The sequence below is a fragment of the Streptomyces sulfonofaciens genome, assembly GCF_014656295.1.
GTDB lineage: Bacteria > Actinomycetota > Actinomycetes > Streptomycetales > Streptomycetaceae > Streptomyces > Streptomyces sulfonofaciens.
In genome coordinates this window covers 1-21,601 of the sequence record NZ_BNCD01000034.1, presented here as the reverse complement: position 1 = coordinate 21,601, position 21,601 = coordinate 1, and the positions used below count along the sequence as shown (strand labels likewise).

The following is a 21,601-nucleotide window of genomic DNA, read 5'->3' as shown; positions in this document are numbered from 1 at the left end:
TCCACCGCCTGCCCCGTGCGAAGAGATGAGGATCAGTGACCCCAGACACCTCCGACAGCCCGCAGGGCGCCCGGAACGCAGAGGAGCAGACGGGCGCCGAGCACACGGCCGCTGCCGAGCACACGACCGCGGCCGCGAACACGGCCACCGCGCAGAGCACGGCCGCCGCGGAGAGCACGGCCGCCGGCGGGGGCACCTCGGCGGCCGTGCCGGCACGCGGCGCGGCGGCCGGCGTTTCGGGTGAGCCGCCGCTGGTCATCGGCGCCGCGCTGGTCACCGTGCTGCTCTGGGCCTCGGCGTTCGTGGGCATCCGGGCGGCAGGGCGCGCGCTCTCGCCCGGTGCACTGACCCTGGGGCGGTTATTCGTCGGCGCGGTCGTGCTCGGCGTGTTCGTCGTGGCGAGAAGAGCGGCGATGCCGCCGCGGGCGGACATCCCGCGGCTGCTGGTGTGCGGGATCCTCTGGTTCGGCGTCTACAACCTCGCGCTCAACGCGTCCGAGCAGCGCATCGACGCGGGCACCGCGTCGCTGATCGTCAGTCTGGGGCCGATCCTGATCGCACTGCTGGCCGCCGTTCTCCTGCGGGAGGGGCTGCCGAAGCCCCTGGTGGTCGGCGGCGCGATCGCGTTCGCCGGGGCGATCCTGATCGGTCTCGCCACCACGGGGCACAGCTCTTCGGCCGGAGTGGGTTCGCTGCTGGGCCTGGTGGCGACGGTCACCTACGCGGGCGGCGTGGTCAGCCAGAAGCCACTGCTGGCCAACACCTCGGCGCTGGTGGTCACCTGGCTGGCGTGCATCGTCGGCCTGGTGATCTGCCTGCCGTTCGCACCGCAGCTCATCGACCAACTCGCCGACGCCGACGCCTCCGCGATCGCCTGGACGGTCTACCTCGGCGCGCTGCCGACCGCCCTGGCCTTCACCACCTGGGCCTATGCCCTGGCGCGCTCCACAGCAGGGCGGATGGGCGCGATGACCTATCTGGTGGCGCCGTTCGCCGTGCTCATGGGCTGGCTCTTCCTCGGTGAGACACCGCCGTGGCTGGCCCTGGGCGGTGGGCTGCTGTGCCTGGGCGGTGTGGCCTTCGCGCAACGCAGGAAGTGAGCCCGCGGTCCGGCGCGGCCGCCGCCCACGGCCGCTGCCGCGCCGGACCGCCACCACCACGACAGGAGACACGTATGTCCGAGCCGCTTGTGCTGCGGGCCCGCGCCCGGGAGTTCGCGGACGACCTGATCCGGCTCCGCCGCGCCCTGCACGCCGAGCCGGAGACCGGTCTCGACCTGCCCCGTACGCAGCAGAAGGTGCTGGCCGCGCTGGACGGCCCGGGCCTTGGGATCTCCACCGGCAAGGCCCTCAGCTCCGTGACCGCGGTGCTGCGGGGCTCCCGTCCGGGCGGCACGGTGCTGCTGCGCGCCGACATGGACGCCCTCCCGCTCACCGAGCGCAACGACCTCCCGTACGCCTCCCGGAACCCGGAGGCCATGCACGCCTGCGGGCACGACCTGCACACCGCCATGCTGGTCGGCGCGGCCCGGCTGCTGGGCGGTGCGGAATTCGCCGGCACCGTGGTCTTCATGTTCCAGCCGGGCGAGGAGGGGTACGGCGGGGCGAGGCTGATGGTCGAGGAGGGGGTGCTGGAGGCGGGCGGCCGGCGGGCCGACGCCGCGTTCGCGCTCCATGTGACCCCCTCGCTGCTGCCGCGCGGCATGGTCGTCTCACGGCCGGGTCCCGTGCTCGCCGCGTGCGACGCGCTGCGCGTGACGGTGCGCGGGGCCGGCGGCCACAGCGCGTCGCCGCACCTGGGCAAGGACCCGATCCCGGCGGCGTGCGAGATGGTGGGCGCGCTCGGGACGTGGGTGACCAGGTCCTTCGACGCCTTCGACCCCGTGGTCGCCACGGTCACCTCCTTCCACGCAGGTGCCGCAGAGAACGCCGTACCCGAGGAGGCACGCTTCACGGTCACGGTCCGGTCCTTCTCACGGCAGCACCGGGACCGCCTGCTGACGGAGCTGCGGCGGGTGGTGACCGGGATCGGCTCGGCACACGGCCTGGCGGTGGAGACGGAGCACAGCCTCGACTACCCGGTGACCGTGAACGACCCCGCCCAGAGCGCGTTCGCCGCGGACGTGGTCAGGGAGGTCTTCGGGCCCGAGCGCTACTTCGAGGTGCCCCGGCCCGTCACCGCGTCCGAGGACTTCTCGTACGTGCTGGACGAGGTGCCCGGGGCCTACCTGTTCGTCGGCGCCTGCCCGGACGACCGGGACCCGGGTACCGCGGCGGGCAACCACTCGCCCGACGCGGTCTTCGACGACGCCGTGCTCGCCGACGGCGCGGCTCTCTACGCGGAGCTGGCCCTGCGCCGGCTGCGCGCCTGGGACTGAGCGCAGGCGCTGGACGGCCGCGGGCGGCAGGGGGCCGGGCGGCGGGCGGCCGGGGCGGACCGTGCGGAGGGCGCGGGCAACCGGGAGGCAAGGGCACCTCCCGGGCGGCGGGTCGCCGTGGCAGGTGGGCGAACGGCGCGCCCACCTGCCGCTCACGGCGCGGTCGGCAGCCAGCCCACCTTGCCCGCGAGCAGCGCGTATCCCACGAACGCCCCGATGTCGAGCAGGGCATGGGCCACCACCAGCGGGCCGACCCGGCCCCAACGCCGGTAGAGGAACACGAAGACCGTGCCCATGGCCACGTTCCCGAGAAAGCCTCCGACCCCCTGGTAGAGGTGGTAGGACCCGCGCAGCACCGAGCTCGCGACGAGCGCGTTCCCGGGTCTCCAACCCAACTGGCCAAGACGGCGCAGCAGATAGCCGACCACGATCACCTCCTCCAGCACCGCGTTCTGCACGGCGGACAGGACGAGCACCGGGTACTTCCACCACACGCCCGGCAGGGCCTCCGGCACCACCGTCAGGTTGAAGCCCAGGCCGCGGGCCGCCAGGTAGAAGGCGATCCCCGCGCTGCCGATCACGGCCGCGATCACGGCGCCGCGCAGGAGGTCCGGCCTCGGCCTGCCGCGGTCGAAACCGATCGTGCGCAGCCCGGCGCCCTCGCGCAGCAGCAGGTGCGCGACCAGTGCGACGGGCACCAGCGCGGTGGCGATGCCGAACAGTTGCCAGGCGAGGTCCAGCCAGGGGCGCCCCGGTGCGGCGGAGGCGTTCAGCGTCGCCGCCTGGTCCTTGAGGCCGCCCGGTTCGGTGACCGAGCCCACGAAGCTGATCAGTGCGGACACCCCGCTTGCGCCGAGCGAGAGCCCGAGCACCAGCAGCGTCTCCCTCCCGAGGACACGCCGTGAGTGCCGCTCCACGGGCGGGGCCCCGGTCTCCGAGTCCGCCTCCGCCTTCGCCCGCACCCTGCCTCCCGTGGTGATCCCGTTCCCCGCGCCCGCGTCCGGGCCCACCGGGGCGGCTGTCCGCACCCGCAGACGGAATCGTCGCACGCCGCCGCCGATCATGCGGCACGGCACCGGTGGGCGGCAGCAGGGGGCGGTGCAGCGGGGACCGGGGGCGGACACGCGCACATGCCACGGCGTGGCCGGACCGGACCCCACCGGCCACCGGGCCGGTGGGCAGGCGCGCGGGCCCGTGCCCGGCCGCCCCGCCAGGACAGTCGACACCAACGCGTCCGCGCCGGACCCGTCCGCGCCGGACCCATCGGCACCGGACCCGTCCTCACCGGGACCGGCCCGCGCCGGGACCGGCCCGCGCCGGAGCCGGTCTACGGCACCGTGGACGGCACCGCGGCAGGCGCCGCCACCGGCCAACTGTGCACCGGCTCGCCCAGCTCCATCAGCTCGCAGTAGCGGCGGGTGGTGGCAGCGAGCGCGGCCTCGCGGTCCAGCCCGCTCTCCAGCGCCCGGTGGAAGGTGTCCGCCTGCCAGGTGGCGCCGTTGCGGCGCCGCCGGCACCGCTCCTCGATGACTCCCAGGTACAGGTCGCGGTCGGCCGGCTCCACACCCCAGGCGTCCAGCCCGGCCGCGGCCAGCGGCAGCAGTTCGTCGCGGACCAGGGACACGGCGGGCAGCCGGACCAGGCCGCCGTATCTGCCGCGCCGCGGCCACTCCAGGTGGGCCTCGATGCCGTGGCGGCAGGCGGTGTCGAAGTTGGCGGCCGCGGCCTCGAAGGGCAGCCTGGACCAGACCGGCCTGGGCTCCTCGGCGAGCGCCCTGACCAGGCCGTAGTAGAAGGCGGCATTGGCGACCACGTCGATGACGGTGGGCCCGGCGGGCAGTACGCGGTTCTCTACCCGCAGGTGCGGTACACCGTCGGCGACGTCGTAGACGGGGCGGTTCCAGCGGTAGACGGTGCCGTTGTGCAGGACCAGCTCGCCGAGCTTCGGCACCCCTCCCTCGTCCAGTACCTGCTCGGGATCCTCGGAGTCGCAGATGGGCAGCAGCGCGGGGAAGTACCGCAGGTTCTCCTCGAAGAGGTCCTGCGCGGAATCGATCCACCGCTCCCCGAACCAGGTGCGCGGCCGTACGCCCTGGGCGCGCAGCTCGGGCGGCCGTGTGTCGATCGACTGCTGGAACAGCGGCGGGCGCGACTCGCGCCACAGCTCACGGCCGAAGAGGAACGGGGAGTTGGCGCCCACCGCGATCTGCGCGGCGGCCACCGCCTGGGCGGCGTTCCACACACCGGCGAACCGGTTCGGGGTCACCTGGAGGTGCAACTGCACGGATGTGCAGGCGGCCTCCGGGGCGATGGAGGCCGACGTGCACGTCAGCCGCTCCACGCCCTCGATGTCCAGCGTGAAGTCCTCCCCGCGGGCCGCCACGATCTGGTCGTTGAGCAGTGCGTAGCGGTCGACGTCCGACAGGTTCGCGGACACCAGGTCCTGGCGTGCGAGGGTCGGCAGGATGCCGATCATCACGATCCCCGCGTCGACCTCCTTGGCCTTTCGGTGGGCGTAGCCCAGGCCGGTGCGGAGCTCTTCCGCCAGGCGGTCGAGAACACGGTCGCCCAACCGCCGCGGGGCGATGTTCACCTCCAGGTTGAACATCGCAAGCTCGGTCTGGAAATCGCGACTCGCGATGCGTTCGAGCACCTGTGCATTCATCATCCTCGGCATGCCGTCGAGTCCCGCGAGATTCAGCTCGATCTCCAGTCCCATGAGATTCCTGGGACGGTCGAAGCGCTCTTCCTGGAGCAGCCGCTGCAGTGCCGCCAGGCACTGCCCGAGCTTCTCGCGGTACTGCTGCCGATCGGACAGGTCGAACGCGCCTGCCACGACCTTCTCCCCCATCGAAGTGTCCCTCCTCGAATGGGCGGCCCAGGGACCGGCTGGTGTGTGTCACGGTGGATGATGCCCGGACCGTGTGATCTGTAACGCCCGGTTCGGACCGCGGGACGGGTAGGGTCGACGGCAGACGGCAGGCGGCACATTCACGGGGCATGAGCGCTGCGTGCTCGTTCGCTCACTGCGGGGCATGCACGATGAAAGACTCTACGACGGTTGATTCGGCATTCAGTGGGGCATGCGCCGATAATCGCTGATAAGAACCGGCCATCCTTTCATGGTAAAGCTTTCGAGGTCACGGCCGTGATGGCACATGAAAGCAGGATGAACAGCACATCATGGTGACTGGATAGCACCTTGTCTGCAATACCGGGGACAGCTAGCCGAAACCTCGTGGGAACACGTGTCGTATAAACTTCGCGAACGGGGCAGAGAGTTGGTACCGGAGCGAGTCCCACGCCCATCCCGCCACCGGTACCCCTGACCGCCGACAGCGTCGTCCGCACGTGCCCCGCTTCACTCTGCCTGTCGAATGAGAGGCGACCCACCATGCTGCACGTCCCCCCTGCTCCCGCGCCGGCCCAGCGCAGCGTTCTCACGGCACTGAACTCCCCCACAGCCGTCCGTGAAGCCCCCACCCCGGCCCTCAGGGCCGCCCAGCAGCCCGTGACCGCGGAGTCCCCCCTGTCCGTGCACGTCCTGGACCGGATCACCCCCTCAGGCCACGCACCCACCCGCCTCACCGCCTGGCGCTTCCTGCTCCGCACGGGCGGCCGTGCGGTGGCTGCCGCCGACACCATGCTCACGCCGGACGGCTGGGCCTTCTCCCACTTCTTCGAGGGGCCGTACGTCACGGCCACCGAGCAGGCCCTGCGGCAGGCCGAGGCCCTGCCGGCCGCGTACCAGCCGCGCCTGCTGTCCGTGCCCGAGCTGTACATGCTCACGCTGTGGCTGCACGGGGACTGCGCGGCGGACGCCACCACCGGCCATCCCGCACCCTCCGATCTGCTCGTCCCGCTGGCGCCCGCGCCTCCCGGCATCGCCGCACACCGCGCGCACCGCTTCGCGGAGCTGCTGCCCCTGCTCACCCGGCGGCTGACCCCGACGCCCCTGCTCAGCTCGTCCGCCTGACCCCCGTACCACCGTTTCCGCCCGGTTCCGCATGCTCTCGTCAACCCCTCTCCAGGTCGTGGCAGTTGGGCCGAACCGCCCACCCGGGTGACGCGTCCTCAACAAGTGAGGAGCACTGCCGCGAAATCCCCGCGGATCACCGCCCGCGGGGCGACACTGGCGACACGACCGACTTGAAACGGGGGGCGGCATGAAGACGTCGAGCCGCAGGACAGACACCGCAGCACAGCGAGAGATCACGGCCGTGTGCCGGCACCGGCCGGCATGCCCGTCAGTCGAGTCCGCCGACCGGGAGGCCGCCCACCCCGTGGTGCACCACCCGGAGCAGGGCTGGAGCCTGCTGTGCAACGGCATCCTGCTCTTCGAGGACACCGGTGAGCTGCTGCCGGACGGACAGATCATCGTCCCGCACCGGCCACTGGGTTCGGGCCGGGTGGTGACGGCCGCACAGCGCCGCCCGGCGCGGGATGCCGCGTGAGCGCGACGGCTGGACGCGCCGACGACCGGCACCGACGAGCGCGACAGCCGGAGGCGTCGGCGGGCGCGACGACTGGGCATGCCGACGGGCGCGACGGCTGGACACGCCAGGGGGCCGGCCCGGAAGGACCCGGGCCGACCTCTGTCCGTGCGGGCCGCCGATGCCGGACGGAAGCGCGGCGCGGGCCTCTCCTTGTATACGGAACCGCGGCGCGGCCCCCTTGCGTGCGCACAAAACCGCGGCGACGCAGGACCTGCTGCCGCGCCGGGCCCCTGCCACGACACCGCCCGGGGCCGGCCACGACCACGGCCCGCACGGGACGGGCCGGCGCCTGGTGTGCTCAGTCCTCGTACGCGTCCGGCGGCGGGCAGGAGCAGACCAGATTGCGGTCGCCGTAGGCCTGGTCGATGCGGCGCACCGGCGGCCAGTACTTGTCCGCGGCCACCACCCCCGCGGGGAAGACCGCCTCCTGGCGGCTGTACGGGTGCTCCCACGCGGCGCCGACGGACTCCGCCGTGTGCGGGGCGTTCCGCAGCGGGTTGTCGTCCGCGGGCCAGGCCCCCGAGGCCACCTGCTCGATCTCGGCGCGAATGGCGATCATCGCTTCGCAGAACCGGTCGAGCTCGGTCAGGTCCTCGCTCTCGGTCGGCTCGATCATCAGGGTGCCCGCCACAGGGAACGACATCGTCGGTGCGTGGAAGCCGTAGTCGATCAGCCGCTTGGCGACGTCGTCCACCGTCACACCGGTGGCCTTGGTCAGCGGCCGCAGGTCGATGATGCACTCGTGGGCGACCAGACCGCCGGGGCCGGTGTAGAGCACCGGGTAGTGCGGCTCCAGGCGGCGCGCGATGTAGTTGGCACCGAGTACCGCGACCTGGGTGGCGCGCTTGAGCCCGGCAGCGCCCATCAGGCGCACGAAGGCCCAGGAGATGGGGAGGATGCCCGCCGATCCCCAGGGTGCGGCGGCGACGGGCCCGATGCCGCTCTCCCGGCCGGCGCCGGGCTGCAGCGGATGGTTGGGCAGGAACGGCGCGAGGTGCTCGCGCACCGCGACCGGGCCGACGCCGGGCCCGCCGCCGCCGTGCGGAATGCAGAAGGTCTTGTGCAGATTGAGGTGCGAGACGTCACCGCCGAAGCGGCCGGGCCTCGCAAGACCCATCAGGGCGTTGAGGTTGGCACCGTCGACGTACACCTGGCCGCCGGCGTCGTGCACGGCCGCGCAGATGTCGGCGACGTGCTCCTCGAACACCCCGTGCGTCGACGGGTACGTGATCATCAGGACGGCGAGCTGGTCACGGTGCTGCTCGATCTTGGCGTGCAGGTCGGCGATGTCGATCTCGCCGTCGTCCGAGGTCTTCACGACCACCACCCGCATCCCGGCCATCACCGCGCTGGCGGCGTTGGTGCCGTGCGCCGAGGACGGGATGAGGCAGACGGTGCGCTGGTCGTCCCCGCGGGAGCGGTGGTAGCCGCGCACCGCGAGCAGGCCGGCGAACTCGCCCTGCGATCCGGCGTTCGGCTGGAGGGAGACCTTGTCGTAGCCGGTGATCCCCGCGAGCTGCTCCTCCAGCTCCTGGATGAGGCTGAGGTAGCCCTGCGCCTGCTCGGCGGGGGCGAAGGGATGCAGGGCAGCGAAGCCGGGCCAGGTGACGGGTTCCATCTCCGTGGTGGCGTTGAGCTTCATGGTGCAGGAGCCGAGCGGGATCATCCCCCGGTCCAGGGCGTAGTCGCGGTCGGCCAGCCTGCGCAGGTAGCGCAGCATGGCCGTCTCGGAGCGGTGCTGGTGGAAGACCGGGTGGGTCAGGTAGGCGTCGGTGCGCAGCAGGCCCTCGGGCAGCGCGTCCCCCTCGCTGCCGTCGGGCGCGGCGTCGGTGAGGGCGGCGTCCAGCGACTCGATGTCGGCCTCCACGCCGAAGGCGGTCCACACCGTGCCGAGGTGGCCTCGCGTGGTGGTCTCGTCGCAGGCGACGCCCACGTGGTCGGCGTCGGTCAGGCGCAGGTTGACACCGTTCTCCCTGGCCGCCTTCACCACCGCGGCCGCCCGGCCCGGCACCCGTACCGTCACGGTGTCGAAGAAGACGTCGTGCACGACCTCGGCACCGCCGCGCCTGAGGCCCTCGGCCAGGAGCGTGGCGTACCGGTGGGTGCGCCGGGCGATGGTGCGCAATCCGTCGGGTCCGTGGTAGACGGCGTACATCGCAGCCATGACGGCGAGCAGGACCTGCGCGGTGCAGATGTTGCTGGTGGCCTTCTCACGGCGGATGTGCTGCTCACGGGTCTGCAGCGCCAGCCGGTAGGCCGGATGGTCGTCGGCGTCGACGGAGACCCCCACCAGCCGGCCCGGGAGGCTGCGGGCGAACCGCTCCCGCACCGCCAGGTAGCCTGCGTGCGGTCCGCCGAAGCCCATCGGCACGCCGAACCGCTGGGTGGTGCCGACGGCGATGTCCGCGCCCAGCTCGCCGGGCGAGCGCAGCAGGGTGAGGGCGAGCAGGTCGGCGGCGACGGTGACGACGGCGCCCAGCTCGTGGGCCTCCTCGACGACCGGCCGGATGTCGCGCACGGCGCCCGAGGCGCCCGGGTACTGCACCAGCACGCCCACCACACCGCGCTCGGCCGCCTCGGCGGGGATCCCGGCGGTGAGATCGGCGACGACCACCTGGACGCCGGCGGGTTCGGCGCGGGTCCGGATCACGGCGATGGTCTGCGGGAGGGCGTCGGCGTCGACCAGGAAGACACCGTCCTTGACCTTGCCGACCCGCCGGGACAGCGCCATCGCCTCGGCCGCCGCGGTGCCCTCGTCGAGCAGCGAGGCGCCGGCCGTGGGCAGTCCGGTCAGCTCGGACACCACCGTCTGGAAGTTGAGCAGCGCCTCCAGGCGGCCCTGTGAGATCTCCGGCTGGTAGGGCGTGTACGCGGTGTACCAGGCGGGGTTCTCCATGACGTTGCGCAGGATGACCGGGGGCGTGAAGGTGCCGTGGTAGCCGAGCCCGATCATGGAGTCGAGGACGTCGTTGCGCCCGGCGAGGGCACGCAGTTCGTCGAGCACCTCAGCCTCGGTGCGCGCGGCGGGCAGCGGAAGGGCCTCGGTGTCCTTGATCACGCCCGGCACGGCGGCCTCGGTGAGCTCGTCCAGGGAGCCGTAACCGACCTGCGCCAGCATCTTGGCCAGGGCTTCGGCGTCGGGGCCGATGTGGCGCCGGGCGAAGGGGATGCCCTCTTCGAGCTGGGCGAGCGGAGTGCGGTTGGGGGTCATGCGGAGGCCTCCTGGTCTGTACGACCTTCGAGGGACACCACGACACGGGTGCCCGTCCGGCCTCCCCCTCTGTCATCTCGACCTGAGAGCTTCACCGGAACGCTCTCGCGTCCGGCTTTCACCGTCGGTGAGAACGGAGGCCAAGGGGCTCCCGCTCTGCTTTCCAGAGTGACCTCGCCCGTGCGGTACAGGGGCCTGAGAGATTCCGGGGAGGATTTGCTCCTTCGGCGCCCCACGGTCGCAGCCGGGGAGCTCTCCCGCACGGGTTCTGCAGCCATGGCCAGCGTACCAGCGGGTGCCGCGGCAGAACGTTCGAGTGGCCGCCTCGCGGATTGTGCTCTTTCGTAGTGTTTACGGATGATGTGCAACCAGATGGAGGCACCGTGCAGAGCGACATCGATCCGCGCCACCTGATCGGCCGCAAGGCGTTCGACCGCAACGGCACGAAGATCGGCACGGTCGACGAGGTCTACCTCGACGACGCGACGGGCGTCCCGGAGTGGGCGGCCATAAGGACCGGGTTCTTCAGCCGTGATGCCTTTGTGCCCCTGGAGCCGAGCCGCCTGGAGGACGGCACGCTGCACGTGCCGTTCGACCGGTCCCTGATCAAGGACGCTCCCGACTTCGGCGTGGGCCGTCACCTCTCCCCCGCCCAGGAACTGCAGCTCTACCACCACTACGGCCTCGACACGACGGCACCGCCGCCTCCCGAGGACCGCGACTTCGGGCGGCTGGCGGGACAGGACGAGGGCTGACACCACGCCGGATACCGCCGGCCACCGCCGGCCACGATGGTCAGGCGCCGTCCCTCGGCCCTGCGGCCGGGCCCGGTATCGCGCCCGGATCCTTCTCGTCCTCCTGCTCCGCCGCGTCCTCGGCCACCGGCTGCGGTGGTGGTCTGCGCATCGCCTCCGGTACCAGGGGCAGCGGGTCGGAGAGGGTGAGGTCCGCGTCGTCCGTGCGGAAGGTGCGGACGCGGCCGGGCAAAGAGCCGGGCGTCTCGAAGCGGACCGTGACCCGGCCGAGGCCGCTGCCCTGGATCCAGCCGGGGCCGTAGGCGGTGTGGTGCACGTCGTGGCCGGCCGGCCAACGCCGCTCGGCCGGGGCGGGCGCCTCCTCGTGCTCCTCCTCGGCCTCCGGCTCGGGCTCCGCTGGGTGCTCCCCCGCGGCCTGGGCGAACAGGTCCTCCTGGGTGAAGTCGGCGAGAGAGCTGACACCGACACCGAGCAGGCGTACTCCCCCGGTGGTGTCCACGGCCTCCAGCAGCCGCGCGGCGGCCTCGCGCACCACGGACGGGTCGTCGGTGGGGCCGCGCAGCGTCTCCGACCTGGTCAGGGTGGAGAAGTCGTAGCGCCGCACCTTCAGCACGACGGTGCGGCCGGAGCGGCCCGCGGCACGCAGCCGCTGCACGCACCGGTCGGCGAGCCGCTGCACCTCGGTGCGCACCCGTACCCGGTCGTGGATGTCGACGTCGTAGGTGTCCTCCACGGAGACGGACTTCGTGTCGCGCTCGGCCACCACAGGGCGGTCGTCCTGAGCCCGTGCCATGGCGTGCAGCGCGCTGCCGTGTGCCTTGCCGAGCAGCCTGATCAGCTCGTCCTCACCGGCCTCGGCGATCTCGCCGACGGTGGTGATACCGGCACGGCGCAGGTGGTCGCCGGTGGCGGGGCCTACGCCGGGCAGGGTGCGCACGGGCATGGGGGCGAGCAGGGCGCGCTCGGTACCCGGCCGTATCAGGACGAGACCGTCGGGCTTGGCCTCTTCCGAGGCGATCTTCGCCAGCATCTTGGACGCGGCCAGGCCGACGGATCCGGTGAGGCCGGTGAGGGTCTTGATGTCGGTGCGCAGCCGCTCGCCGGTGGTGCGCGCCGAGGCGGCGTCCCAGGCGGCTCCTGCGGCCTCCAGGTCGACGAACGCCTCGTCCAGGCTCAGCGGCTCGACCAGCGGCGACAGCTCCCGCAGCAGGCCCATCACCTGCTCGCTGATGTCGCGGTAGAGGCCGAAGCGGGGGACCAGGTACGCGGCGTGCGGGGCGAGCCTGCGGGCCTGGCCCATCGGCATGGCCGAGTGCACTCCGAATCGGCGCGCCTCGTACGACGCCGTGGCGACCACCCCGCGCGGCCCGAGACCGCCCACCACCACGGCCTTTCCGCGCAGGCTCGGCTTGGCCGCCTGCTCCGCCGAGGCGTAGAAGGCGTCCATGTCGAGGTGCAGGATGGTGGGCTCGCGTCTCACACCGTCGATGCTGCCCTACGGCACTGACATCGGGGGATGAACGGCGCTCCTGGTGTGCCGGGTGTCGTGGGCCCGTGCCGTGGCCGCCTGCCGTGGCCGCCTACCGGGCTGTCCAGTGGTACCGGGCGCGTGTGGTGGGCGCCGGTGGGGCCGGTGCGCGCTGGTGCCTGCGGTCCCGGTGGGGCTTGCACCGCGCGGCGGCCCGGTGGGCTCACACCGCCCTGTTGCGCCTGCGGGTGGCGAGCTCGTCCTCGGGGTGGTGGCCGATCAGCGTCTCGCCGGTGTCGATGCGCTCCCCGTGCAGTTGGGAGAGCGCGCTCTGCACATCCCGCCACACCACACCGACCGCGATGCCGAAGACGCCCTGCCCGCCCTGGAGCAGGTCGTGGACCTCGTCGGGTGAGGTGCATTCGTAGACGGTGGCACCGTCGCTCATCAGCGTCATGCGCTCGAGGTCGCTGAAGCCGCGCTCTCGCAGATGGCGCACGGCGGCCCTGATGTTCTGGAGGGAGACGCCGGTGTCCAGGAAGCGCTTGACGATCTTCAGGACGACGACGTCACGGAAGCTGTAGAGGCGCTGGGTACCGGACCCGTACGCGGGACGCACGCTCGGTTCGACCAGGCCGGTGCGTGCCCAGTAGTCGAGCTGGCGGTAGGTGATGCCCGCCGCCGCACAGGCCGCCGGGCCCCGGTAGCCGATCTCCTCGGGGGCCGTGCCACCGCGGTCTATCGCCGTGGGGCGGTCGGGAAGGTGGCCGGCCCCGCTGTCCCGCAGCGAGAACGGACCGCTCTCCACCGGACTGCGTCCGGGACCCCCAGCCGTGCCGTCGCCGCTGCTTCTCACGCCGACCTCCGTCCTTGACCTGCCCTGTCGACGGTAGGCAGTCACTAGGGGTGCGTCAACGATCGCCACACTCGGCACGCCGAGTGATAATCACCCCAGGAGTGGTTTCCCGTGCTCCGCCGCGGGGAAAGGCTAGCCGAATGCGCTCGGATTCCGCCTACCGGCGGGTCACCTGACGCCGCCGGTCACTGGCTGTTGGTGCCGAAGTCCTCCGGCGAGATCTGGTCGAGGAACTCGCGGAACTTCTCCACCTCGTCCTCCTGCTCGTCCGGGATCGCGATGCCGGCGTCGTCCAGCACACCGTCGCTGCCGTAGATGGGCGTGCCGGTCCGCAGCGCCAGCGCTATGGCGTCGGACGGACGCGCACTGACCTCCACGCCGCTCGCGAACACGAGCTCCGCATAGAAGACGCCTTCCCGCAGGTCGGTGATGCGCACTTCCGTGAGCTCCTGGCCGACGGCCTCCAGCACGTCCTTGAAGAGGTCGTGCGTCAGCGGTCTGGCCGGAGCCATGCCCTGCTGGGCGAAGGCAATGGCCGTTGCCTCACCTGGGCCGATCCAGATAGGGAGGTACCGGTCGCCTCCCACTTCACGCAGGAGCACGATCGGCTGGTTGGAGGGCATCTCCACCCGGACACCTACGACATCGAGCTCGTTCACACAGCAACCCTAGGCCGTGCCTGCCACCTTTGGGTAGTCGGGCACCCGACGCACACCAGATGATTCGGGGCAGACACCCCACTATTCAGGGCAGACGCACACCGAGGGCGCCCTGTACGAGCGCCGCGTGCAGGCGCACGGTGAGCCCGGCGAGTTCCTTGGTGCGGGCCTCGGCGTGGGCCCTGGTCTGCGGGTTCCTGTGGCGCCGCAGCGGGGCCACGACCTGGTCGACCAGGCCGGCCGCCCGGTCGGCGGACGCCTTCACCGCCCTGAGGTGCCGTGGTTCGATACCGAACTGCCCCAGCTCGCCCACCAGGGCGGCCACGGTCACCGCGCCGGCGTCGTAGCCGCCGTCCGGCAGTGGGGCGAGCAGTCCGTACGACTCCCACTCCTCGAGGTCGCGCTCCTCGATCCCGGCCGCGGCCAGCAGCTCGGAGCGGCCGACACGGGCCGCTGTCGGCGCCTCAGCGCCCCCGTAGGGCTCGTAGGGCGCAAACACCCCGGAAAGGGGCCCGCCGCCCGTCTGGTCGTCTTGGCGGCCTCCTAACGAGGCCAGCACAGGCTCACCGCGCTCCAGGGCGTCCAGGTGCGTCCTGATCACCTTGAGCGGCATGTAGTGGTCGCGCTGCATCCTCAGCACGTGGCCCAGGCGCCGGACGTCCGCACTGCTGAACTTCCGGTAGCCCGAGGGTGTGCGCTGGGGATCGATCAGCCCCTCCGACTCCAAGAAGCGGATCTTGGAGATGGTGACCTCCGGGAACTCCTCCCGCAGCACCTTCAGCACGGCCCCGATGCTCATCGGGCGGTCGTTCGCGGCGGCGGCACCGTCCCCGGTGCCGCCGCCCGATGGTTGCAGCATGGACCTTCCTACGGTCAGACGCCTCGCTGGCTCGCGTAGAAGACCAGGCGGTACTTGCCGATCTGCACCTCGTCACCGTTCGAGAGCGGAGCCGACTCGATCCGCTCACGGTTGACGTAGGTGCCGTTCAGCGAGCCCACGTCGGCGACCGTGAAGGAGCCGTCCGCGCCGCGGCGGAACTCGACGTGGCGACGCGAGACCGTCACGTCGTCGAGGAAGATGTCGCTCTGCGGGTGACGGCCGGCCGTGGTCAGCTCGCCGTCCAGCAGGAAGCGGCTGCCCGAGTTCGGGCCGCGGCGCACGATCAGCAGGGCCGAGCCCACCGGCAGTGCATCCACCGCGGCCTGGGCCTCGGAGGACAGCGCAGGGGACGGCGTCTGGCCGGTGGCCTCGGCCTCGTATGCCTCAAGGCCGGAGATGGAGATCGTGGAGGTCGTCTCGGACGGACGCTCGCCGGCGCCGCTCCTGAGCGGCGCACCGCAGTTGGAGCAGAAGCGGCTGGCCTCCGCGTTGCGGTTTCCGCACCTCGTACACACCAGGGACGACATCGAGGGGTCCTCCTGCCGTGGCTGCCCCGCGGGAGCCCCGGACGGGCCGGGTGCAAACCCTCCACCCGCACGTGAGGCTGACGATTCCCCGAAACCTATGCGGCCTGATGCGCCAGGGTCAACAGAAGCCCCGCCCCGCTCGCCCGAAATGTCACCACCTGGAGCAGCGAGCTGATCACGGAACAGCGGCCGCTCGGCCTCCTGCCCCCCCGCCTCCCCAGAGCGTGCACGACGCCGGGAGGTGGCACCGCCACCGCCCTCTCGTGCGGTCTTGCCGAACAACTTCGCAAACAACTTCACGGGCGATTCCCCTTGACCGATACAGACCCGCCCGTGGGGCAGGACCAAACCTCACTGCACACACCGGCGTACGTCGGCGCTACAGACACCCTCACAACGTCCGTATGCACCAGACAGTTTCCACCACACTTCACTTCTTCGATGCGCCGACCCCCCGCATCCTCCTGCCCCCGGTCAGCAGCCCCCATGCACCGTTCTCTCACCGAGAGGACGACTGAGCGTAGTCAGGACGCTTCGCCGGTCGCAAGGCATCCACGACAACAGTCTTGGCACGCTCCACCGCCACTGTGGCCTGCTCTTTCTCCAGGGTCTGCACCACGCCGCCGGGGATGTTGAGCGCGGGCTCCAGATCCTCCGGTTTGCCGATCACCTTGAAACGATACGGTTTTCCGATCTTGCGACCGTCCACGCTGATACCGCCGTGGTCCAGATCCGTGACATAGCTGTTGACCACGATCCGCACGTCGTTGACCTGGATGGCCTCGGCGCCCGCCGCCCGCAGCTCCTGGATCGTGTCCAGCAGCATGTCCGCCTCCACCGTCCCCTTCGTGTCGTCGACGGTCAGTGTGATCCCGGGCCCCTGCGCCGCCACGGTGCCGGCCAGGATGCCGAGTTGCCGCTCCTTCTCCGCCGTCTGCCTGCGCGCCTCCTCGGCCTGGTCCGAGCTGTTCTCCAGCTCGGTGCGCTGGTCGTCCAGGCTCTGCTTCTCATCTTGAAGACGTTGTGTACGGTCTCCGAGTTCATCGAGGATGCGTACGAGATCTTCCTGGCGCGCGCCGCGCAGTGCGCTGTTGTCACTGGTCGAGGCGACCTGGATGGCGAGCCCGAAGCCGAGTCCGCACAGCAGTACGGCCACGATGAGTTGCGCCCTGCTCACCCGCGGCGGCCACAGCGACTTCACCAGCCGCTGCCGCCCCGTCACCGCCGCCCCCGGCTCGTCGCCGCCGTCCGTTTGGGGGCGCTGTGCCGGCCCGTCCTCCGGCGAGCCCTGCCCCGCCGGCCCCGGCTCGGGCGTCTGCCCCGCCTCCCCGGCCGGCCCGGGTACGGTGCGTGACCGCCCCTCGCGCTGCTGCGCACCGTTGCCGGGCGCGGTGCGCTTCTCGGCGCTCTCCCGCTCACCGGCGGAACGCCGGTCGCCGGACGCGGGGGCCGGCACCTCGGCCGGCAGTTCCTTGCGGAGGTGGTGTCCGGGGGTGCGCTCGGGACTCATCGGCCTCACGCCCTGAACACGTGCCGACGGATGGCGGCCGCGTTGGAGAAGATGCGGATGCCGAGCACCACCACAACACCGGTGGAGAGCTGTGCGCCGACCCCGAGCTTGTCGCCCAGGAACACGATCAGCGCCGCGACGACGACGTTGGACAGGAACGACACCACGAACACCTTGTCGTCGAAAATCCCGTCGAGCATCGCCCGCAGTCCTCCGAACACGGCGTCCAGCGCCGCGACCACGGCGATCGGAAGATACGGCTCGACCACTGCGGGAACCTCGGGCCTGACCAAAAGTCCCACCACGACTCCCACGACGAGGCCCAGTACGGCGATCACGATGTGCCCTTCTCCGATCTCGGTGATCCTGGCTTGGCTGTTCGTACGATGACGCTGGGTGCGGCGGGCAGACGGAGGTCGCCCTGGACGGAGATGGCGGTCCGGATGCCGAAGTTGTCCTGGAGGGCGTGGAGGTACCGACCGTCCCCGCTGTTCTGGAAGCGGGTGCTCAGGTTCTTTCCGTCCCCCACCGCGAGCACCGTGTACGGCGGCACCAGCGGTCTGTTGTCGACGAGCACGGCGTCACCGGCGGCGCGGATCGCGGACAGGGCCGTCAGCCGCTGGCCGTTGATCGAGATCGCCTCGGCACCGGATTCCCACAGACCGTTGACGACCCGCTGCATGTCCCGGTCGCGGACCCGTCCCGTGTCGGAGAACCCTGCACTCTCCCGGGGCCCTCCGCCGCCCTGGTCCGCCGACTTCGCGTCGTCGACGACGAGTTTCACCCCGGGGCCGTGCGTCTGCGTGGCCCCGGACAGCAGCTCCACCAGATCGCCCCGGGTCCCGCCGTCCTTCTTCAGCGCCTCGCGCTGGCGCGCGCTCACCTCGTCACGGAGGGTGTCGACCTGCGTTTCGAGCTTGTCGGCCGCCTTGGTCTCCGCGTCGATGCGGTCGATGAGCTCCTGGCGCTCCTTCGCGGCGACCGGCGCCGCCACCCTCGCCTGTGCGGCCCCGACCGTCACCACGACGGCGGCGAGCACCAGACCCGCGGCGAGCCCGACCTTGCCGCGCAGCGCCCGCGGCAGACCGGGCTCGGTCCCGGCCCTGCGCCGCCGGGCCGCCTCGGCGTATCCCTCGTCGAGACTGTGGTCCATGACGTTGGTGAGCAGCGACATGGAGGCGTCCGGGCGCGCAGGATACGGCGGTGTACTCCGAACGGGGTGCTGCGGCATGCCGCACATCGTCGCACGTCGCGGCCGCTTCCTCCGAATGGCCCCACCGAATGCGCCGGACAGCCTCCGCAGGCTGCCCGGCGCACGGTGGGCAGCGCCCGGCGCGCACCGTAGCGGTCAGTGCCCCGCGCTGTCCACGACCGCCGCCCACTCCTCCAGCAGGTCCTGCGCGGAAGCGTCGTCCGGGCCTTCCGCCCACAGGTGGGTGACCGCCTCCGCCGGATCGGGCAGCACCATCACCCAGCGTCCGTCGGCCTCCACGACCCGTACGCCGTCCGTGGTGTCGACGAAGCGGTCGCCTGCCGCCTCCACGATCCGCCGCATGACGAGCCCCTTCACGGCCCACGGCGTCGCCAGGTCGCGCTGCAGCACATGCGCGCGCGGGATGCGGGCATCGATCTGACTCAGGGTGAGCTGGGTGCGGGCGACCAGGCCGATCAGCCGTACGAACGCAGCCGTGCCGTCGAAGACGCTGCTGAACTCGGGCACGATGAACGCGCCGCGACCGTCGCCGCCGAAGATCGTCGAGTCGTCCCGGCCGACGCGGGTGAGGTCGTCGGGAGAGGTGGTCGTCCACTCGACCTGTGTGCCGTGGTAGGCAGCGACCTGTTCCGCGATGCGTGTGGTGGTCACCGGAAGAGCCACCCGTCCGCTGCGTCGCTCGGCGGCCACCAGATCCAGCATCACCAGCAGGGCGCGGTCGTCCTCGACGATCCGGCCCTTCTCGTCGACCAGGGACAGCCGCTCGCCCACCGGGTCGAAGCGCACGCCGAAGGCCGCGCCGGCGGAGGCCACGATCTCACCGAGCCGCACCAGCCCGGCCCTGCGCGTCTGCGCGGTCTCCGTGGGACGGGACTCGTCGAGGCCGGGGTTGATGGTCAGCGAGTCGACGCCGAGTTTGCCCAGCAGGCTGGGCAGTACCAGTCCGGCGCTACCGTTCGAGGCGTCCACGACGACTTTGAGACCGGATTCGGCGATCCCCGAGATGTCCACGTTCCGCAGCAGGGAACCGGTGTACGAGTCGAAGACGCTGGAGGGGAAGTGCAGATCGCCGATCTCTCCGGGGAATGCCCTGCGGTATTCCTGCCGTGCGTAGACCCGGTCGAGTTTCCGCTGGCTGGCCTGTGAGAGGTCCGCTCCCTGGCTGTCGAAGAACATGATGTCGACGGAGTCGGGAACACCGGGCGAGGTCCTGATCATGATGCCGCCCGCGCTGCCCCGCGCGGTCTGCTGCCGTGCCACGGGAAGCGGCACGTTCTCCAGGTCGCGCACGTCGATGGCGCTGGCCTGCAGGGCGGAGATCACGGCGCGTTTGAGCGCGCGGGCACCGCGGGAGTGGTCGCGGGCCGTGGTGACCGTGGAGCCCTTCTTGAGCGTCGTCGCATACGCGCCCGCCAGGCGCACCGCGAGCTCCGGGGTGATCTCGACGTTCAGGATGCCGGACACCCCGCGCGCCCCGAACAGGTGGGCCTGACCGCGCGACTCCCAGATGACCGAGGTGTTGACGAAGGCGCCGGCCTCGATGGTCTTGAACGGATAGACGCGGACGTTGCCCTGGACAATCGATTCCTCACCGACCAGGCACTCATCGCCGATGACGGCGCCGTCCTCGATGCGGGCGGCACGCATGATGTCGGTGTTCTTGCCGACGACGCAGCCGCGGAGGTTGCTGTGCGGTCCGATGTACACGTTGTCGTGCAGTACCGCCTTGTGGAGGAAGGCTCCGCTCTTGACGACGACGTTGGAGCCGACGACGGTGTGCTCCCGGATCTCGGCGCCGGCCTCCACCTTGGCGTAGTCGCCGATGTAGAGCGGCCCGCGGAGGACGGCGTCGGGGTGGACCTCGGCTCCTTCGGCGACCCAGACGCCCGGCGAGATCTCGAAGCCGTCGAGCTCGACGTCGACCTTGCCCTCCAGTACGTCGGCCTGGGCCTTGACGTAGCTCTCGTGCGTGCCGACGTCCTCCCAGTAGCCCTCGGCGACGTAGCCGTAGATGGGCTTGCCCTCCTTGAGCAGTTGGGGGAACACGTCGCCGGACCAGTCCACGGAGACATCGGCTTCCACGTAGTCGAACACTTCCGGTTCCATCACATAGATTCCGGTGTTCACCGTGTCGGAGAAGACCTGGCCCCAGGTCGGTTTCTCCAGGAAGCGTTCCACCTTGCCGTCTTCGTCGACGATGGTGATGCCGAATTCCAGGGGATTCGGTACGCGCGTGAGGCACACCGTGACCAGTGCACCTTTTTCCTTGTGAAAATTGATGAGATCGGTGAGATCAAAGTCGGTGAGCGCATCACCCGAGATCACGAGGAAGGCGTCGTCCTTGAGCGCGGCTTCCGCGTTCTTCACGCTGCCGGCGGTACCGAGAGGCTTCTCCTCATTGGCATAGGCGAGCTCCATGCCCAGTTCGTCGCCGTCACCGAAGTAGTTCTTGACCAGCGACGCCAGGAACTGGACTGTGACGACGGTCTCATTGAGCCCGTGCCTTTTGAGCAGCCGTAGCACATGCTCCATGATCGGGCGGTTGGCCACCGGCAGGAGCGGCTTGGGCATGCTTGAGGTCATGGGACGAAGGCGAGTGCCTGCACCCCCGGCCATCACGACGGCCTTCATGTCGGAAGCGTCCTCCTTGAGAGACGACGGTCTGGCCGACTTCACCCGTCTTGATTCTCCCGCACATATCAGGTGCGGGCCATCTCGAGCCGTGGCGGACTCCAACCGGCGGGATCAATCGGCCGTGGTGTCCACACTGACGAGTCGGCGGACCTGAACCATGTACAGGATCCCTGCCCACCAATACAGGGTTGTACCCCATCCCGCGAACGCCCATCCGAAGACGGTCGCGGTTGACGCGATCCATCCGCTTCCGTCACTGAGCAACAGCAGAGGGAAGGCGTACATCAGGTTGAACGTGGCCGCTTTGCCCAGGAAGTTCACCTGGGGTGGTGGATAGCCGTGCCTTCGGAGGATGCCGACCATCACCAGGAGCACCAGTTCGCGTGCGACCAGTACAGCCGTCAACCAGAGCGGAAGAATGTCCCGCCAGGTGAGTCCTGCCAATGTCGACAGAATGTAGAGGCGGTCCGCGGCGGGGTCGAGGAGGCGCCCCAGGCTGCTGATCTGGTTCCAGCGGCGGGCCAGTTTCCCGTCGAGGTAGTCGGTGACACCGCTGAACGCCAGGATGAGCAGAGCCCACCCGTCGCTTGTCGGGCCGCCGAACTCCGGCCGGAGGATCAGCCACAGGAACACGGGCACGCCTACGAGGCGCGCCATGCTGAGGATGTTCGGGATGGTGAAGACTCGGTCCGTCTGGACGCGGGTCTCTTGAACCTCCACCCGGGGGCCTCCTGTGGGTGAAACGAGCCAACGATGCCTCCTGACCTTACCGTCAGAGGGGACGAGGTGGTGTGGAGGGTCCGTCTTGGGTGGAATGTGGACAGGCACGGGGCCGCGGGGAGCGCCTTGGGGCGTCGTCAGGGACCAGCACACAGGCCGGGCGCGGCAAACAAAAAGGGAGCCTTTATACCGGATCGTCGATCCGGTATAAAGGCTCCCTTTCAAAAGGAGTTCGGCGGCGTCCTACTCTCCCACAGGGTCCCCCCTGCAGTACCATCGGCGCTGAAAGGCTTAG

At 70.8% G+C, this 21,601-nt stretch carries 18 protein-coding genes, 1 rRNA gene and 2 riboswitches; of the genes, 5 read left to right on the top strand and 14 right to left on the bottom strand.

Annotation, left to right across the window (positions count from 1 at the left end; all coding sequences use genetic code 11):
* Nucleotides 1-35: 35 nt before the first annotated feature.
* Complete coding sequence (locus IE313_RS32625; protein ID WP_229925143.1) at nt 36-1,100, top strand: DMT family transporter; 1,065 nt, start codon at nt 36-38, stop codon at nt 1,098-1,100.
* A gap of 74 nt (nt 1,101-1,174) precedes the next feature.
* A complete protein-coding gene (locus tag IE313_RS32620; RefSeq protein ID WP_189938656.1) occupies nt 1,175-2,377 on the top strand; it encodes a M20 metallopeptidase family protein in 1,203 nt (400 codons plus the stop codon).
* Between the two features lie 152 nt (nt 2,378-2,529).
* Here IE313_RS32620 and IE313_RS32615 read toward each other — a convergent pair whose 3' ends face one another.
* Nucleotides 2,530-3,339, bottom strand: coding sequence for a CPBP family intramembrane glutamic endopeptidase (locus IE313_RS32615; RefSeq protein WP_373317113.1), 810 nt, complete (start codon nt 3,337-3,339; stop codon nt 2,530-2,532).
* 365 nt (nt 3,340-3,704) lie between these two features.
* Nucleotides 3,705-5,228, bottom strand: a complete 1,524-nt coding sequence (locus IE313_RS32610) for a glutamate-cysteine ligase family protein (protein ID WP_189938655.1) — start codon at nt 5,226-5,228, stop codon at nt 3,705-3,707.
* A 543-nt stretch (nt 5,229-5,771) separates the two neighbouring features.
* Between IE313_RS32610 and IE313_RS32605 the strand changes: the two genes are divergently transcribed.
* Nucleotides 5,772-6,353: a hypothetical protein gene (locus IE313_RS32605; RefSeq protein ID WP_189938654.1), complete on the top strand. Its 582-nt coding sequence runs from the start codon at nt 5,772-5,774 to the stop codon at nt 6,351-6,353.
* Between the two features lie 244 nt (nt 6,354-6,597).
* The gene (locus IE313_RS32600; RefSeq protein ID WP_189938722.1) at nt 6,598-6,831 is read left to right on the top strand and encodes a DUF5999 family protein; all 234 of its coding nucleotides are present in this window, start codon (nt 6,598-6,600) and stop codon (nt 6,829-6,831) included.
* A gap of 340 nt (nt 6,832-7,171) precedes the next feature.
* On the opposite strand, the gene gcvP is transcribed toward IE313_RS32600, so the two are convergent.
* On the bottom strand, nt 7,172-10,084 hold the full coding sequence (gene gcvP / locus IE313_RS32595; RefSeq protein ID WP_189938653.1) for an aminomethyl-transferring glycine dehydrogenase: 2,913 nt from the start codon (nt 10,082-10,084) through the stop codon (nt 7,172-7,174).
* A gap of 59 nt (nt 10,085-10,143) precedes the next feature.
* Nucleotides 10,144-10,257, bottom strand: a riboswitch (glycine riboswitch).
* Nucleotides 10,258-10,354: riboswitch (glycine riboswitch) on the bottom strand.
* 113 nt (nt 10,355-10,467) lie between these two features.
* On the opposite strand from gcvP, the gene IE313_RS32590 reads away from it, so the two are divergent.
* Complete coding sequence (locus IE313_RS32590; RefSeq protein WP_189938651.1) at nt 10,468-10,839, top strand: PRC-barrel domain-containing protein; 372 nt, start codon at nt 10,468-10,470, stop codon at nt 10,837-10,839.
* A 40-nt stretch (nt 10,840-10,879) separates the two neighbouring features.
* Here the strand turns inward: IE313_RS32590 and IE313_RS32585 are convergent, their stop codons facing one another.
* The 11 genes from IE313_RS32585 to rrf form a co-directional block, all read right to left on the bottom strand.
* Nucleotides 10,880-12,319, bottom strand: a complete 1,440-nt coding sequence (locus IE313_RS32585) for a DNA polymerase IV (RefSeq protein WP_189938649.1) — start codon at nt 12,317-12,319, stop codon at nt 10,880-10,882.
* A 211-nt stretch (nt 12,320-12,530) separates the two neighbouring features.
* Nucleotides 12,531-13,163 carry a MerR family transcriptional regulator gene (locus IE313_RS32580; RefSeq protein WP_189938647.1) on the bottom strand — a complete coding sequence of 211 codons (633 nt, stop codon included), beginning with the start codon at nt 13,161-13,163 and terminating at the stop codon, nt 12,531-12,533.
* 185 nt (nt 13,164-13,348) lie between these two features.
* Nucleotides 13,349-13,822, bottom strand: coding sequence for a bifunctional nuclease family protein (locus tag IE313_RS32575; protein ID WP_006123076.1), 474 nt, complete (start codon nt 13,820-13,822; stop codon nt 13,349-13,351).
* An 85-nt stretch (nt 13,823-13,907) separates the two neighbouring features.
* On the bottom strand, nt 13,908-14,681 hold the full coding sequence (ftsR, locus tag IE313_RS32570) for a transcriptional regulator FtsR (protein WP_189938645.1): 774 nt from the start codon (nt 14,679-14,681) through the stop codon (nt 13,908-13,910).
* 14 nt (nt 14,682-14,695) lie between these two features.
* Nucleotides 14,696-15,229: an FHA domain-containing protein gene (locus IE313_RS36260; RefSeq protein ID WP_308439243.1), complete on the bottom strand. Its 534-nt coding sequence runs from the start codon at nt 15,227-15,229 to the stop codon at nt 14,696-14,698.
* 499 nt (nt 15,230-15,728) lie between these two features.
* Nucleotides 15,729-16,739 carry a DUF881 domain-containing protein gene (locus IE313_RS32560; RefSeq protein WP_229925141.1) on the bottom strand — a complete coding sequence of 337 codons (1,011 nt, stop codon included), beginning with the start codon at nt 16,737-16,739 and terminating at the stop codon, nt 15,729-15,731.
* A gap of 5 nt (nt 16,740-16,744) precedes the next feature.
* Complete coding sequence (locus IE313_RS32555) at nt 16,745-17,077, bottom strand: small basic family protein (RefSeq protein ID WP_019708255.1); 333 nt, start codon at nt 17,075-17,077, stop codon at nt 16,745-16,747.
* A complete protein-coding gene (locus tag IE313_RS32550) occupies nt 17,074-17,979 on the bottom strand; it encodes a DUF881 domain-containing protein (protein ID WP_189938643.1) in 906 nt (301 codons plus the stop codon). Before IE313_RS32550 ends, IE313_RS32555 begins: the two co-directional genes overlap by 4 nt.
* A gap of 108 nt (nt 17,980-18,087) precedes the next feature.
* Nucleotides 18,088-20,583, bottom strand: coding sequence for a mannose-1-phosphate guanyltransferase (locus IE313_RS32545; RefSeq protein ID WP_189938641.1), 2,496 nt, complete (start codon nt 20,581-20,583; stop codon nt 18,088-18,090).
* Between the two features lie 114 nt (nt 20,584-20,697).
* The gene (clsA, locus tag IE313_RS32540) at nt 20,698-21,306 is read right to left on the bottom strand and encodes a cardiolipin synthase ClsA (RefSeq protein ID WP_189938639.1); all 609 of its coding nucleotides are present in this window, start codon (nt 21,304-21,306) and stop codon (nt 20,698-20,700) included.
* 230 nt (nt 21,307-21,536) lie between these two features.
* Nucleotides 21,537-21,601 (bottom strand): 5S ribosomal RNA (gene rrf / locus IE313_RS36650); the annotation flags it as partial.

What these genes read in the sequence shown, in the direction of transcription:
- IE313_RS32620 (WP_189938656.1), top strand. Translation starts at nt 1,175, where the DNA reads ATGTCCGAGCCGCTTGTGCTGCGGGCCCGCGCCCGGGAGTTCGCGGAC.
- IE313_RS32610 (WP_189938655.1), bottom strand. Translation starts at nt 5,228, where the DNA reads ATGGGGGAGAAGGTCGTGGCAGGCGCGTTCGACCTGTCCGATCGGCAG.
- IE313_RS32605 (WP_189938654.1), top strand. Translation starts at nt 5,772, where the DNA reads ATGCTGCACGTCCCCCCTGCTCCCGCGCCGGCCCAGCGCAGCGTTCTC.
- gcvP (WP_189938653.1), bottom strand. Translation starts at nt 10,084, where the DNA reads ATGACCCCCAACCGCACTCCGCTCGCCCAGCTCGAAGAGGGCATCCCC.
- ftsR (WP_189938645.1), bottom strand. Translation starts at nt 14,681, where the DNA reads ATGCTGCAACCATCGGGCGGCGGCACCGGGGACGGTGCCGCCGCCGCG.
- IE313_RS36260 (WP_308439243.1), bottom strand. Translation starts at nt 15,229, where the DNA reads ATGTCGTCCCTGGTGTGTACGAGGTGCGGAAACCGCAACGCGGAGGCC.
- IE313_RS32560 (WP_229925141.1), bottom strand. Translation starts at nt 16,739, where the DNA reads ATGAGTCCCGAGCGCACCCCCGGACACCACCTCCGCAAGGAACTGCCG.
- IE313_RS32550 (WP_189938643.1), bottom strand. Translation starts at nt 17,979, where the DNA reads ATGTGCGGCATGCCGCAGCACCCCGTTCGGAGTACACCGCCGTATCCT.
- IE313_RS32545 (WP_189938641.1), bottom strand. Translation starts at nt 20,583, where the DNA reads ATGAAGGCCGTCGTGATGGCCGGGGGTGCAGGCACTCGCCTTCGTCCC.